This is a genomic window from Pseudomonas sp. B22(2017), from assembly GCF_002113105.1.
GTDB lineage: Bacteria > Pseudomonadota > Gammaproteobacteria > Pseudomonadales > Pseudomonadaceae > Aquipseudomonas > Aquipseudomonas asiatica.
Genome location: NZ_NEJN01000011.1, coordinates 90,127 through 102,886 on the forward strand (window position 1 = coordinate 90,127; position 12,760 = coordinate 102,886).

The following is a 12,760-nucleotide window of genomic DNA, read 5'->3' on the forward strand; positions in this document are numbered from 1 at the left end:
AGCCGTGGGTCGAGAAGCCCCACAATCTTCCTTCACGCTAGCGGACCTGCGCTGTCAGTTGGCTGAGCTTCAGATTACTTTTCTGTCAGCTTGCGGTGGGTCAAATTCAGTAAGCACGCCGCGCACCCTGTGGGAGCGGGTTCACCCGCGAAGAATGCGACGCGGTTTATGGCACCGGCTTTGCCGGTGTTCGCGGGTAAACCCGCTCCCACAGGGCCCTGCGACATCTTTGGGTTATGTACTCTGTGGGAGCGGGCGTGCCCGCGAAGGGCTGCAAAGCAGCCCCATCAAGGGGCTCTTTGGCCTGGCCACTACTCGATATGCAGCGCCGCCACCGGATGCAGGCGGGCCGCCCGCACGGCCGGAGCCAGTCCGGCGAGAATGCCGAGCACCGCCGCCAGCAGCAGCGCCAGCAGCAGAAACAGCGGTTGCAGCGCCAAGGGCAGGCTCGGCATGGCCAGGTGCAGTAGCCCCAGCAGCAGGCCCATCAACATCAGGCCAAGCACGCCACCGGCCAGGGACAGCAGCGTCGCTTCGGCCAGAAACAACCCAAGTACCTGCCGCGGACTGGCGCCAATCGCCCGCAACAGGCCGATTTCTGCCGTGCGCTCGCCCACAGTGGTCGTCATGATGGTGAGAATGCCGACGGCGCCGACCAACAGCGAAATGCCCCCCAACGCACCAATGGCCAGGCTCAGGGTGCCGAGAACGCGGTTGAAGCTGCGCAGCATGTCGTCCTGGGTGGTCAGGCTGAAGTCCTCCGCACCGTGTCGTTCACCGAGCACCTCGCGAATCTGCCGGCTCAACGCCCGTGAAGTGGTACCTGCGCCAAACACCACATGGGCTTTGACCACCCCGGTACGGTTGAACAGGCTTTCCGCCCAGTCCACCGGGATGTAGGCGATATCGTCGAGGTTGAAACCGAGCAACTGGCCTTTCTCCGCCATCACGCCGATCACCCGGAAACGCACGCCGCCGACGCGTATCAGATCACCCAGCGGGTTGCGCGCCCCGAACAGTTCGGTACGCAGCTGATGGCCGAGCACCACATAAGGCGGCGAACGGCCGTCACGGGCCGGGGGCAGGAACTCGCCCAGGCTCAGTTGCATGCGCCAGGCCTGCGCCATCTGATGGCCACCACCGAGAATGTCGCTGCGTCGGCTCAGTTGACCGAACTGGATATTCCCGCTGCCCTGAATGATCGGCACCGCCGCCTCGACATGCGGCAAGCGCCGCAGGGCGTCGGTGTCACTGATGGTCAGTGGCCGCACGCTGCCGAGCAGGCCGCCGAGGCCGCTGGTTTGGGTCTTGCCCGGGCGCACGGTGATGATCCGCGTACCAAACTGCGAGAAGTTCTCCAGCACATAGCCGCGCACGCCTTCGCCTATGGCCGTGAGCAGCGCCACGGCGGCTATGCCGATCGCTACCCCGAGCAGGGTCAGCAGGCTGCGCAGCGGGCGGCAGGTCAGCGCCGAGCTGGTCAGCCGGAAACCATCTTGCCAGCGCATCAGTGCGCCCCCGGCGGGCGTAGCGCCGCCACCGGCTCCAGCGCCGAGGCCCGAGCGGCCGGCAGCCAGGCGAACAGCAGCGCCGTGCCAAGTGCCAGCAGCACTGCTCCAGCCCGCGCCCACCAGGGGGCATAGAGCGGCAGATCGAACGCCAGGCGCCCCAGCCAGAGCAAGGTTTCGGCCAGCAGCAGCCCTGCCAGTGCCCCTGTCAGGGCCAACAGCGCTGCCTCGCCGAGGAACAGCAGGCGCAGCTGCGCCGCCGTCACGCCTATGGCTTTGAGCAGGCCGATCTCGGCGCTGCGCTGGCTCACTGCAATCCAGGTCACGTTCATGATCAGGATGCCTGCCACCAGCAGGCTGATCGCGGCAATGCCAGCCACCGCCAGGGTCAGCACCGCGAGTATCTGGTCGAAGGCGCTGAGCAGGCTGTCCTGGCTGACCAGGGTAACGTCCTCCTCACCCTCGTGACGCTCCTTGAGCGCGGCGAGTATCAGCTGCTTGCTAGGGTCGAGAAAGCTCGGACCATGCACCTCGACAAACACCCGCGACAACCCCTCGCTATTGAACAAGGCCTGTGCACTGGCCACCGGGATGATCAACATCTCGGCGAAATCCATCCCCAACGATTCGCCCCGCTCACCGAGAATGCCGACCACCCGGAAGCGCCGGTCGCCGGCGCGCAACCATTCACCCAGGGCCGGGCGAGCCCCGAACAGTTCGCGCCGGAGTTTGCCGCCGATCACGCAGACGGCTTCAGCCTGCTCAGGGTCCAGCGTCGGTAGGGGCTGGCCTTGTACGACCGTCAGTTGGCGAATGGCGAAGAAGTCCCGGGTGGTGCCCAGCGTCAGCACCTCACGATTGCGGTTGCCGACTATTACCTCCATCTGCCCGGCCTGCTGCGGCGCGACCCGGCGGATGCCCGGCAACCGGGTGATGGCCTGGACATCCTGCAAGGTCAACTCGTGTGGCGTCAGCCCGGTGAGCGGCGGCATTCGCCCGGTGGTTTCCTTGCGCCCCGGGAAAACGATGAGTATGTCGCGCCCGAGCAGCGAGAACTCGTTCAGGACGAAGGCCCGCGCCCCCGCGCCAAGACCGGTGAGCAGATTGACCGCGACCACCCCGATAGCGATGGCCAGCAGTAGCATTAGGCTGCGTGAGCGATGCCCACGCAAGGCACCTAGCCAGAAGCCCAGGGCATCGGCAGCGCGCATCAGGCCAGCGCCCACTGCGGCGCAATACTGTGGATCCGCCCGTCACGCATGTGCAGCTGGCGCTGTGCACGGGCGCCCAGGCTGGCATCGTGGGTCACCACTATCAGGGTCAGGCCCTCGCCGTTGAGCTCCTCCAGCAGGCTGAAGACCTCTGCGCCGGCCTGGCTATCGAGATTGCCGGTGGGTTCGTCGGCCAACAGCAGCGCCGGTTGCATGACCATCGCCCGGGCGATCGCGACGCGCTGGCGCTGGCCACCGGACAGCTCGGCCGGGCGGTGGGCAATGCGCTCGCCCAGCCCCAGGCGTGCCACCAATTGGCTGCTGCGCTTGCGCCGTTGTGCCGCACCAATGCCGGCGAGGACCATCGGCAGCTCGATGTTTTCCAGCACCGTCAGCCGTGCGATCAGGTGGTAGGACTGGAACACGAAACCTATCAGTCGGCTGCGCAACTGGGCGCGGCGCGCCTCGCTCAGCGACGCCGTGGCCTCGCCCTGCAGCCAGTATTCGCCGGCGCTCGGCGCGTCGAGCAGGCCGAGGATGTTCAGCAGGGTCGACTTGCCCGAGCCTGACGGGCCCATCACCGCCATGTAGTCACCGGCGGCGATGTCCAGGTCCAGGCCATCCAGCCCCATCACCTGCTGCTCGCCCAACTGGAAGCTGCGGCTACCGCCGCGCAGGCGGATCATTTCTCGGTCTCCGCGGCATCCACAGGGATCACCGCCACGGTATCCTTGAGCCCTTCCTGCTCGTGGCTGGCGACTATGCGTGCGTCCTCGTCCAGCCCTGCAAGCACCTCGGTCCAGCGCCAGTTGCTCAGCCCGGTTTGCACCTGCACCTCGCGCAACACCCGGGCGCTCGGGTCATATCGCAGCACGCGCTGCCCCTCCAGCAGGGTCTCGGTGGGGATGCGCAAGGCACCCGTGTGCTGCTCCAGGAGGATCTCGACATCGGCGCTATAACCGGTGAGCAGGGCCAGGTCTGCCGGCGGCTGGTCGAAGCGCACCTCGACATCGACGGTGCGCGCCTGCTTCTCCAGTTCGCGCACATAGGGCGCGATGCGGCTGACGCGGCCGGTGAAATGCTGACCACGGAAGGCATCCAGGCTGATCCGTACGGCGGTTCCGGGGTGAACCCGGGCAGCGTCCACCTCATCGATCGGTGCCTCTACAAACAGGCAGCTGTCGTCGATCAGGTCGACTGCCGGCGGCGTGGGAATACCTGGCGGCGACGGGGTGACGAACTCGCCGAGTTCGCCGTTGATTTCTGCGACGATGCCGGCGAATGGTGCACGCAGAGTTGTCTGTTCCAGCAGTGAACGCTGCAACTGCAGGCTGGCGTCGGCCTCGCGGATCAGCACGGCACTGGCACTGCACATCAACTTCGCCAGGTTGGCCTTGGTCGTGGCCTGATCGAGGCGGTCGGCGGCAATCAACTTGCGGTCGGCCAACTGGCCGAGGCGATCAAGGTCGCGCCGGTCCAGCAGAGCTTGCTGGCAGCGCTGTTCGCGGCTGTTGCGCTGGGCCTCCAGCCGCGCCTCGGCTTCCTGTAGCCTGGCCTGTTGCTCGTCCTGCCGCAGGCGCATGAGCACCTGACCCGGCTGGACCCGCTGGCCCTCGCTGACCAGCAACTCGGCAACCTGGCCGCCGACATTGAAGGACAGGTGCGAGCGTCGACAGGACTTCAGCGTACCCGCGCGCGTGTTGGCCACCACCGTCTCAACCGGCCCCCGCTCAACTTCCAGCAGCCTGACCGGCAACGGCTGCGGGCGGCTCAACCAGCCGCCCAACACCACGAGACAAGCCAGGATCGACGAGCCAATCAATAATTTGCGCATGGACTACACCTCCTCCCATATGGCTTGAGCCTAGATCAGGAGGGTGAAAGCTCCACGCGAAACGTCATTTATCCGACTATTTTCGGATGAGCGTTAGTATAGCGTCATAAAAATGGCGAATGAGATTTTTTTCGCTCACGCAACGGCGATTCCCCGGCCATGGGAAGGCTGCAGAAAGTTCAGAGGATGAGAATGGCGGGCATTAAAAAGCCGGCTTGTGGCCGGCTTCTCGGGGACGCTTCCGACTAATTTATGGTAAGCCGCAATCGCCTTAACTGTGTGGCCATCAAGGGCCTGAAAGAGATGGCAGATGCCCGTGTGGGATATCGCCGAGCCCTCTGGACCGCGGCTTGCGCCGGTCGGGGCTGAATGTGGGGCGTAGCATACAAGGGCGCGCGCAGGATGCCCAGCAAAAAATGGCACAGGTTTGTTTCAGTCAGGCCGTTGCTGGCGGAAATGCGACCAGTGGAACACCCAGCCCAGGATCTTCAGCCCTTGTGTCTGGCGCTGGGCGGCGGTGTAGCGTTCGACCGCATAGTTGCGCCGATCATGGCTGTGCAGGTACAGCGTGCCGTGCTGGCCGAGGCTGAGGTTGTTAACCCTGAGCACGCCGTTGTGCAGCAGGGCATAGGTTTCGCCCTCGACCACCTGGGTCATGCCCAGGTCGATGGCCAGGGTAGCTTGCAGCGGAATCAGCGGGGTCATGTTGCTGGCGGGCATGGCCAGGCAGATGGCGTCGTCGGCATGCACTCCCAACCCTTTCAGGGCTTTTGCGGGCAGGCACAGGTGTTTGCCGGCCACGGGCGACAGCAGGCCGTTGTGCAGCTCGTAAAAGGGCACCTTCAATGTACGGCCGCCTTGCGCCGATAGCGGCGTGGGCGGGTTGGCGGGCGCCGGCCCCGGTGGGCAGGTGCGCAGGATCGGGTTGTGGTGTTTGGGGCCTTCGCCCGTGCGCAACCAGCGACGATGCACGCAGAACAGGTCCGCCATTTCGTCCAGCCGGGCCAGGGGCACGCCGCGCTTGAGCCAGTTGTTGACGTGCTGGGGCGTGACGCTGCGCTGGGCGGCGAAATCAGAAGGGGTCAGGCCACATTCGTGGAGGAGGGCTTTGAGTCTGTCACCGGATGTGTTCATGGCGGCGAGTGTAGCGGCGGGGTGCCAGCAAGGATATGAACCGGATGTTGATGGGGCTTGTGTGAAAAGCGCCTGTTTGTAGGGCGTTGGAGTAGGACTGCGTAGGATTTTTTACTCTCCCAAGCAAGTGCGCGGTTCCTGTGGGAGCGGGCGTGCCCGCGAAGAGGCCAGCGCGGTGGCTGGCACCGGCTGCGCCGGTGTTCGCGGGCACGCCCGCTCCCACAGGGATCGCGCCAGCATTTAGAATTTGAGCAAGGCAGTTGCTCCCACAAAAGTGCTGCGCAGGCAGGTCATCCAGTGCCAGGGCGACCAGCCATCCATCAGGCATAAAAAAACCCCGCCGAGGCGGGGTTCTTCATGCAACCGGCATCAGCCCTTGTAGGCAGCAACCGATTTGGTGATCGCGGCGCGGGCGGCGTCAGCGCCTTCCCAGCCTTCGATCTTGACCCATTTGCCCTTCTCGAGATCTTTGTAGTTGGCAAAGAAGTGCTCGATCTGCTGGATCAGCAGGGCTGGCAGGTCGGTGTATTCCTTCACGTCGACGTACAGCTGCGACAGCTTGTCGTGAGGAACAGCGATGACCTTGGCGTCGCCGCCGCCGTCGTCGGTCATGTTCAGCACGCCGACCGGACGGGCGCGGATAACCGAACCTGGGGCTACCGGGTAAGGGGTAACGACCAGCACGTCCAGCGGATCACCGTCATCGGCCAGGGTGTTCGGGATGAAGCCGTAGTTGGCTGGGTAGAACATCGGGGTAGCCATGAAACGGTCGACGAACAGGGTATCGCTGTCCTTGTCGATCTCGTATTTGATCGGCGCGTGGTTGGCCGGGATCTCGATGGCGACGTAGATGTCGTTCGGCAGGTCTTTGCCCGCCGGAATCTTGCTGTAGCTCATTGGGCAGTGCCCCCGTGTTTGACCAAAAAAGTGGCGGCGATTATAGGCACATTCTGCATGGGCATGCCACGCCTGGCCTGATGTGCGGCCCCGTCAGGCGTGGCTTTCGCGGTATTCCGGGTGTTCGGCCTGCAGCCGGCACAGGCGCGCCAGCGGGTCTTGGCGGTAGAACAGCGACAACTGGCGGTAGACCTGTGGATAAGCCTGTTGCAGCAGGTCGGGAGCACTAAAGAAGTACTCGCTGGTTACGGCAAAGAATTCTGCGGGGTTCTCTGCGGCATATGGATCGATGGCGGTTTCGGCGTCGGGGTTGGCGTCCAGCTGGCGGTTGAGGTCGTCATAGGCCTGTTGCATGGCGGTTGCCCATTCATCCACGGGCATGCCGCTGTGCAGCGGCGGCAGGCCGTTGGCATCACCATTGAGCATGTCGAGCTTGTGCGCCAGTTCATGGATGACCAGGTTGTAGGCCTCCCAGCCACCACTGGCCAGCACGCCGCTCCAGGCGAGGATGATCGGGCCCTGCTGCCAGGCTTCGCCGCTGTGCTCACCGTCCCACACGTGCTCCACGCCACTGGCATCGCGGTGGCGCTGGGGGCTCTTGAAATCGTCGGGGTAGAGGATGATTTCGTGGAAACCCTGGTACCAGTTCAGCTCGCCCAGGTGCAGCAGCGGCAACTGCGCCTGGGCCGCCAGCAACAGGCGCTGCTCGTCATCCGGTTCGACGCCGGGCAGGCAGGTGAGGTGCTTGTCGAGCAGGAACAGGATGCAGGCTTCACGCAGCCAGCGATCCTCTTCGTCAGTGATGCCGTCCAGCATTGGCAGGCGCTCGCGCACGGCCTGCCATTGCTGGGGGGTGATGGGATAGCGCGCCAGGGTGCGCTTGCGCCGCCAGGCGCTGAACGACCACATCGGCAAGTTTCAGTGCGCTTTGGCCGTGCGGCCCAGACGGCCACGCAGCAGGCCGAGGATCATCGGTACCAGCGACAGGATGATGATGCCCACCACCATCAGCGACAGGTGCTGTTTGATGAATGGCACGTTGCCGAAGAAGTAGCCCAGGGTCACCAGGCCGCCGACCCACAGTAGCGAACCGGCGACGCTGAAACCGAGGAAGCGCGGGTAGTGCATGTGGGCGATGCCGGCGACGAACGGCGCAAAGGTGCGCAGGATGGGCAGGAAGCGCGCCATGGTCACGGTCTTGCCGCCGTGGCGTTCATAGAAGTCGTGGGTACGCTGCAGGTAGTCGCGACGGAAGATCTTCGAGTTGGGGTTGTTGAACAACCGCTCGCCCGTCGTGCGGCCGATCACATAGTTGGTGCTGTCGCCGAGGATCGCGGCGGCCATCAGCAGGCCGGCCAGCAGCAACGGGTCCATGCCGCCACCGGCGGCCACGGCGCCGGCAATGAACAGCAGCGAATCGCCAGGCAGGAAGGGCATGACCACCAGCCCGGTTTCACAGAAGATCACGGTGAAGAGGATGGCGTAGATCCAGGGACCGTAGTTGGTGACCAGCAGATCGAGGTAGGCATCGAGATGCAGGATAAGGTCCAGCGGGTTGAAATCCATGTACAGCACCTGTGTTCTTGGGCGTAGGCTCGGTTACCTGCGGATGGGTAAATTTTCACACACGACAGGTGGGCCATTATACGGCTAAGTCAGGAACATGCCCGGGGAGTTTGTAGCGGGGGGTTACGGCAGGGGGTACTCCTGTACCAGCCTCTTCGCGGGTAAACCCGCTCCCACAGGTACAGCACCGACTTCAGATGTGCCGCTATGCCTGTGGGAGCGGGTTTACCCGCGAAAAGGCCGGTACAGGTCAATCCTGGCTGATCGGCAGGATATAGCTCTTGAACTCGTTATCCTCACGAAACCCGATGGATTCGTAAGTCTTGTGCGCTACCTCATTGTCCGCGCTGGTCGACACCCGCATGCGCACGGCGTTGGTTTCCTTGGCCATTTTCTTCGCCTCGCGCATCAGGTGGTCGGCCACCAGCATGCGCCGCGAGTCCTCGGCCACGTAGATATCGTTGAGAATCCATACCCGCTTCAGCGACAGCGACGAGTAGCTCGGGTACAGCTGGCAGAAGCCCAGCAGCTTGCCGTCATCATCATCGGGTAGCGCCAGGTAGATCACCGACTCATCCCGCTTCAGGCGCTTTTCCAGGAAGCTGCGCGAACTGTCGGGGTAGGGTAGCTGCCCATAGAACTCGCGGTATTTGACGAACATCGGCGTAAGCAGATCGAGGTGTTCCAGGGTTGCCTTGATGATGCGCATGTGCGGCCCTCAGAGTCCATTAGGGGAAACAGCGGATTGCCAGCAGCTTTCAAAGGCATGCTGCCCAATGCTTGGCGCAAGTGCAATCCGCCTTCCGTGACATGTTTTTTATCCTTTGCCGAGCAGGAAGTTACCTTTCTGGCCGGTGCTGTTTTCGCTCTCCAGGCTATGGACCTCGGCCTCGTCCTTCAGATTCACCCCGGAAAGCTGGCGCCGGCAGGCTTCGCGCATCAAGTACAGCAAGCGGTGCGCCGCCATGCCATAACTCAGGCCCTCCAGGCGGATGTTGGAAATGCAGTTGCGGTAGGCATCGGTCAGGCCGACCTTTGGCGCATAGGTGAAGTACAGGCCAAGGCTGTCGGGCGAGCTGAGCCCCGGGCGTTCGCCGATCAGCATCACGGTCATCCGTGCGCCCAGCAGTTCACCGACCTCGTCGGCCACTGCCACGCGGCCCTGCTGCACCAGCACCACCGGGGCGCTGGTCCAGCCGTCGGCGGCGGCCTGTTCCTCGAAGCGCGCCAGGAACGGCAGGGTGTGGCGGTGCACGGCCAGCGCCGACAGGCCGTCAGCGACGACGATGGCCAGGTCGACCCCGCCGGGGTTGGCCTGGGCATGCTGGCGCAGCACGGCAACCGAATCTTCGCTCAGCCGTCGCCCCAGGTCCGGGCGTTGCAGGTACTGGTTGCGGTCGCTGGCGGCGCTGTGCAGCACCAGGCTTTCGCGCCCGCGGTCACTCAGCTGGGTAGCCAGGCCGGCATGGTCGAAGGCCAGGTGCACGGCATCGCGTGCCTGGGCGTGGGCGAACTGGAAGTCCAGTTGCGCACCGGTAGGCAGGCTGGTACCGGTACGGCCCAGGGCAATACGCGCCGGGGTCAGGTTGCGCAGGGCCAGCCAGGGGTTTTCGGGGGTAGGCGTGCGGTGGTCCATGGTCATCCCTATGCAAGCTGTGCCAAGGCCTGGCGGAAGGCCGGCGGCAGGTTGTCACCAAACCGCACCCGGCCATCGGCCTGGGTGAAGATGCCGGTGCGGGCCAGCCATGCCTCGAATTCCGGCCCGGGCTTCAGGCCCAGGGTCTGGCGTGCATAAAGCGCGTCGTGGAACGAGGTGGTCTGGTAGTTGAGCATGATGTCGTCGGAGCCTGGGATGCCCATGATGAAGTTGATCCCGGCCACGCCCAGCAGGGTCAACAAGGTGTCCATGTCGTCCTGGTCGGCTTCGGCGTGGTTGGTGTAGCAGATGTCGCAACCCATCGGCACTCCCAGCAGCTTGCCGCAGAAGTGGTCTTCGAGGCCGGCGCGGATGATCTGCTTGCCGTTGTACAGGTATTCGGGGCCGATGAAACCGACCACCGTGTTGACCAGGAACGGTTTGAAGTGGCGGGCCACGGCATAGGCGCGGGTTTCACAGGTCTGCTGGTCGACGCCGTGGTGGGCGTTGGCCGACAGCGCGCTGCCCTGGCCGGTTTCGAAGTACATCAGGTTCTGCCCGAGGGTGCCGCGTTTCAGCGAAAGGCCTGCTTCGTAGCCTTCCTGCAGCACGTTCAGGTTGATGCCGAACCCGGCGTTGGCCGCTTCGGTGCCGGCGATGGACTGGAATACCAGGTCCAGTGGCACGCCACGGTTGATCGCCTCGATCGAGGTGGTGACGTGGGTCAGCACGCAGGCCTGGGTGGGGATGTCGTAGCGCTGGATGATGGCGTCGAGCATCTCCAGCAGGGCGCAGATCGAGGCGATGCTGTCTGTGGCCGGGTTGATGCCGATCATGGCGTCGCCGTTGCCGTACAGCAGGCCGTCGAGAATGCTGGCGGCGATGCCGGCCGGCTCGTCGGTCGGGTGGTTGGGCTGCAGCCGGGTCGACAGGCGCCCGCGCAGGCCCATGGTGCCACGGAACCGGGTGACCACACGGATCTTCTGTGCCACCAGCACCAGGTCCTGCACGCGCATGATCTTCGACACCGCTGCGGCCATTTCCGGCGTCAGCCCGGGTGCCAGGCTGCGCAGGCTGTCCTCGTTGGCCTCTTCGCTCAGCAGCCAGTCGCGCAGGCCACCCACGGTCAGGTGGCTGACCGGGGCGAAGGCCTGGGCGTCGTGAGTGTCGATGATCAGGCGCGTGACTTCATCATCTTCGTAAGGGATCAGCGCTTCGTTGAGGAAATGCGTCAGCGGGATATTGGCCAGGGCCATCTGCGCGGCGACCCGTTCGCCATCATTGCTGGCCGCGACGCCCGCCAGGTAGTCCCCCGAGCGGGCGGGGCTGGCCTTGGCCATCACTTCCTTGAGGCTGTCGAAGCGGTAGACCAGGTGGCCGACCGTGTGTACGAAACTTGCCATACAGACTCTCCAGAGCCGCGGGTTGCCCCGCGGCGGGTGGCGGCGATCAGTGCAAGGCCTCTTCGGCCTTCTGGATCGCGGCGAATTCCTCTTCCGGTGTACCCGCGACCAGGTGGTGGCGGCTGTAGAAAGCAAAGTAGGCAATTAATACCGCATAGATCACTGCGGCGCCAATCACCACCCGTGGGTCTACCAGGAAACCGGCGACCACAGCGATGCAGGCCAGTACCAGTGCCAGGCCCGAGGTGAAGATGCCACCAGGGGTGCGGTATGGGCGCTCCATCTTCGGCCGACGGATGCGCAGGGTGATGTGCGCGGCCATCATCAGCACGTACGACAGGGTAGCGCCGAACACCGCCACCAGGATCAGCAGGTCACCTTGGCCAGTCAGCGACAGGGCAAAGCCGATGATCCCGGGGATGATCAAGGCCAGTACCGGGGCCTTGCTCTTGTTGGTTTCCGACAGCTTGCGCGGCAGGTAACCGGCGCGGGACAGGGCGAAGATCTGCCGGGAGTAGGCGTAGATGATCGAGAAGAAGCTGGCGATCAGCCCGGCCAGGCCGACCAGGTTGACGAAGCCGCCCATCCAGGTGCTACCGCCGTAGGCTTTGGACAAGGCTTCTACCAGCGGGTTGCCGGACGCTTTCAGTGCTTCGGAGCCTGCGCCGCCAGGGCCGACCACCAGGATCAGCAGGGCGAAGGCCAGCAACACCAGCATGGCGCCGATCAGGCCGCGTGGCAGGTCACGCTTGGGGTTCTTGGTTTCTTCGGCAGCCAGCGGCACGCCCTCTACGGCAAGGAAGAACCAGATGGCATAGGGGATGGCCGCCCACACGCCGACATAGCCGAACGGCAGGAAGCTGCTGGCGCCCACAGCGTCCGTTTTGGCGATGTCGAACAGGTTGGCTGCATCAAAATGGGGCACCATGCTCACCAGGAACACGGCCAGAGCGATGGCTGCGATGGCGGTGATGATGAACATCAGCTTCAACGCCTCACCCACGCCAAAGATGTGGATGCCGATGAACACGATGTAGAACGCCAGGTAGATCATCCAGCCGCCGATGCCGAACAGTGACTGGCAGTAGGCGCCGATGAACACGGCGATGGCGGCGGGGGCGATAGCGTACTCGATGAGGATTGCCGTGCCGGTGAGGAAGCCGCCCCAGGGGCCGAAGGCGCTGCGGGCAAAGCCGTAGCCGCCGCCTGCGGTGGGGATCATCGACGACAGCTCGGCCAGCGAGAAGCACATGCACAGGTACATGGTGGCCATCAGCAGGGTGGCGAGGAACATGCCGCCCCAGCCGCCCTGGGCCAGGCCGAAGTTCCAGCCGGCATAGTCGCCGGAGATGACGTAGGCCACGCCCAGGCCGACCAGCAGGACCCAGCCGGCGGCACCTTTTTTCAGTTCACGTTGCTGGAAATAGTCCGAGCCGACTTTTTCGAAGTCGACGGAAGAGCCTGCCGGCGAGCCGGCGGAATGATCGCTTGGCATAGATTCACCTGTTGTTTTTCTTGGTGGCCGGACGGGTTCCGGGCCGATGGTGATGGGCACTGCAGGAAGCGAGCCA

The 12,760-nt window shown here is 64.3% G+C and carries 12 protein-coding genes; all 12 read right to left on the reverse strand.

The window, feature by feature from the left end; translation table 11 throughout:
- Window positions 1-311: 311 nt before the first annotated feature.
- On the reverse strand, window positions 312-1,508 hold the full coding sequence (locus CAG18_RS20520) for an ABC transporter permease (protein ID WP_054573492.1): 1,197 nt from the start codon (window positions 1,506-1,508) through the stop codon (window positions 312-314).
- Window positions 1,508-2,719: an ABC transporter permease gene (locus CAG18_RS20525; protein ID WP_054573497.1), complete on the reverse strand. Its 1,212-nt coding sequence runs from the start codon at window positions 2,717-2,719 to the stop codon at window positions 1,508-1,510. The genes CAG18_RS20520 and CAG18_RS20525 overlap by 1 nt, the downstream gene beginning before the upstream one ends.
- On the reverse strand, window positions 2,719-3,405 hold the full coding sequence (locus CAG18_RS20530; protein ID WP_054573491.1) for an ABC transporter ATP-binding protein: 687 nt from the start codon (window positions 3,403-3,405) through the stop codon (window positions 2,719-2,721). Before CAG18_RS20530 ends, CAG18_RS20525 begins: the two co-directional genes overlap by 1 nt.
- Window positions 3,402-4,553, reverse strand: a complete 1,152-nt coding sequence (locus CAG18_RS20535; RefSeq protein WP_085721429.1) for an efflux RND transporter periplasmic adaptor subunit — start codon at window positions 4,551-4,553, stop codon at window positions 3,402-3,404. The genes CAG18_RS20530 and CAG18_RS20535 overlap by 4 nt, the downstream gene beginning before the upstream one ends.
- A gap of 432 nt (window positions 4,554-4,985) precedes the next feature.
- On the reverse strand, window positions 4,986-5,687 hold the full coding sequence (locus CAG18_RS20540) for a helix-turn-helix transcriptional regulator (RefSeq protein ID WP_015268796.1): 702 nt from the start codon (window positions 5,685-5,687) through the stop codon (window positions 4,986-4,988).
- Between the two features lie 369 nt (window positions 5,688-6,056).
- Entirely contained in the window at window positions 6,057-6,584 is a 528-nt protein-coding gene (ppa, locus tag CAG18_RS20545) for an inorganic diphosphatase (RefSeq protein ID WP_003255365.1), read from the reverse strand.
- Window positions 6,585-6,677: 93 nt separating this feature from the next.
- On the reverse strand, window positions 6,678-7,493 hold the full coding sequence (locus CAG18_RS20550; RefSeq protein WP_013970691.1) for a zinc-dependent peptidase: 816 nt from the start codon (window positions 7,491-7,493) through the stop codon (window positions 6,678-6,680).
- 9 nt (window positions 7,494-7,502) lie between these two features.
- Window positions 7,503-8,150 carry a DedA family protein gene (locus CAG18_RS20555; protein ID WP_015268798.1) on the reverse strand — a complete coding sequence of 216 codons (648 nt, stop codon included), beginning with the start codon at window positions 8,148-8,150 and terminating at the stop codon, window positions 7,503-7,505.
- A 250-nt stretch (window positions 8,151-8,400) separates the two neighbouring features.
- Window positions 8,401-8,859 carry a GNAT family N-acetyltransferase gene (locus tag CAG18_RS20560; protein ID WP_003257044.1) on the reverse strand — a complete coding sequence of 153 codons (459 nt, stop codon included), beginning with the start codon at window positions 8,857-8,859 and terminating at the stop codon, window positions 8,401-8,403.
- A 108-nt stretch (window positions 8,860-8,967) separates the two neighbouring features.
- Window positions 8,968-9,786, reverse strand: a complete 819-nt coding sequence (gene eutC / locus CAG18_RS20565; protein ID WP_038410336.1) for an ethanolamine ammonia-lyase subunit EutC — start codon at window positions 9,784-9,786, stop codon at window positions 8,968-8,970.
- 8 nt (window positions 9,787-9,794) lie between these two features.
- The gene (locus CAG18_RS20570; RefSeq protein ID WP_013970694.1) at window positions 9,795-11,189 is read right to left on the reverse strand and encodes an ethanolamine ammonia-lyase subunit EutB; all 1,395 of its coding nucleotides are present in this window, start codon (window positions 11,187-11,189) and stop codon (window positions 9,795-9,797) included.
- A 46-nt stretch (window positions 11,190-11,235) separates the two neighbouring features.
- Window positions 11,236-12,684, reverse strand: coding sequence for an ethanolamine permease (eat, locus tag CAG18_RS20575; RefSeq protein WP_013970695.1), 1,449 nt, complete (start codon window positions 12,682-12,684; stop codon window positions 11,236-11,238).
- Window positions 12,685-12,760: the final 76 nt, after the last annotated feature.

What these genes read in the sequence shown, in the direction of transcription:
- eutC (WP_038410336.1), bottom strand. Translation starts at nt 9,786, where the DNA reads ATGGACCACCGCACGCCTACCCCCGAAAACCCCTGGCTGGCCCTGCGC.
- CAG18_RS20530 (WP_054573491.1), bottom strand. Translation starts at nt 3,405, where the DNA reads ATGATCCGCCTGCGCGGCGGTAGCCGCAGCTTCCAGTTGGGCGAGCAG.
- CAG18_RS20560 (WP_003257044.1), bottom strand. Translation starts at nt 8,859, where the DNA reads ATGCGCATCATCAAGGCAACCCTGGAACACCTCGATCTGCTTACGCCG.
- CAG18_RS20525 (WP_054573497.1), bottom strand. Translation starts at nt 2,719, where the DNA reads ATGCGCGCTGCCGATGCCCTGGGCTTCTGGCTAGGTGCCTTGCGTGGG.
- ppa (WP_003255365.1), bottom strand. Translation starts at nt 6,584, where the DNA reads ATGAGCTACAGCAAGATTCCGGCGGGCAAAGACCTGCCGAACGACATC.
- CAG18_RS20535 (WP_085721429.1), bottom strand. Translation starts at nt 4,553, where the DNA reads ATGCGCAAATTATTGATTGGCTCGTCGATCCTGGCTTGTCTCGTGGTG.
- CAG18_RS20540 (WP_015268796.1), bottom strand. Translation starts at nt 5,687, where the DNA reads ATGAACACATCCGGTGACAGACTCAAAGCCCTCCTCCACGAATGTGGC.
- CAG18_RS20550 (WP_013970691.1), bottom strand. Translation starts at nt 7,493, where the DNA reads ATGTGGTCGTTCAGCGCCTGGCGGCGCAAGCGCACCCTGGCGCGCTAT.
- CAG18_RS20555 (WP_015268798.1), bottom strand. Translation starts at nt 8,150, where the DNA reads ATGGATTTCAACCCGCTGGACCTTATCCTGCATCTCGATGCCTACCTC.
- CAG18_RS20570 (WP_013970694.1), bottom strand. Translation starts at nt 11,189, where the DNA reads ATGGCAAGTTTCGTACACACGGTCGGCCACCTGGTCTACCGCTTCGAC.
- eat (WP_013970695.1), bottom strand. Translation starts at nt 12,684, where the DNA reads ATGCCAAGCGATCATTCCGCCGGCTCGCCGGCAGGCTCTTCCGTCGAC.
- CAG18_RS20520 (WP_054573492.1), bottom strand. Translation starts at nt 1,508, where the DNA reads ATGCGCTGGCAAGATGGTTTCCGGCTGACCAGCTCGGCGCTGACCTGC.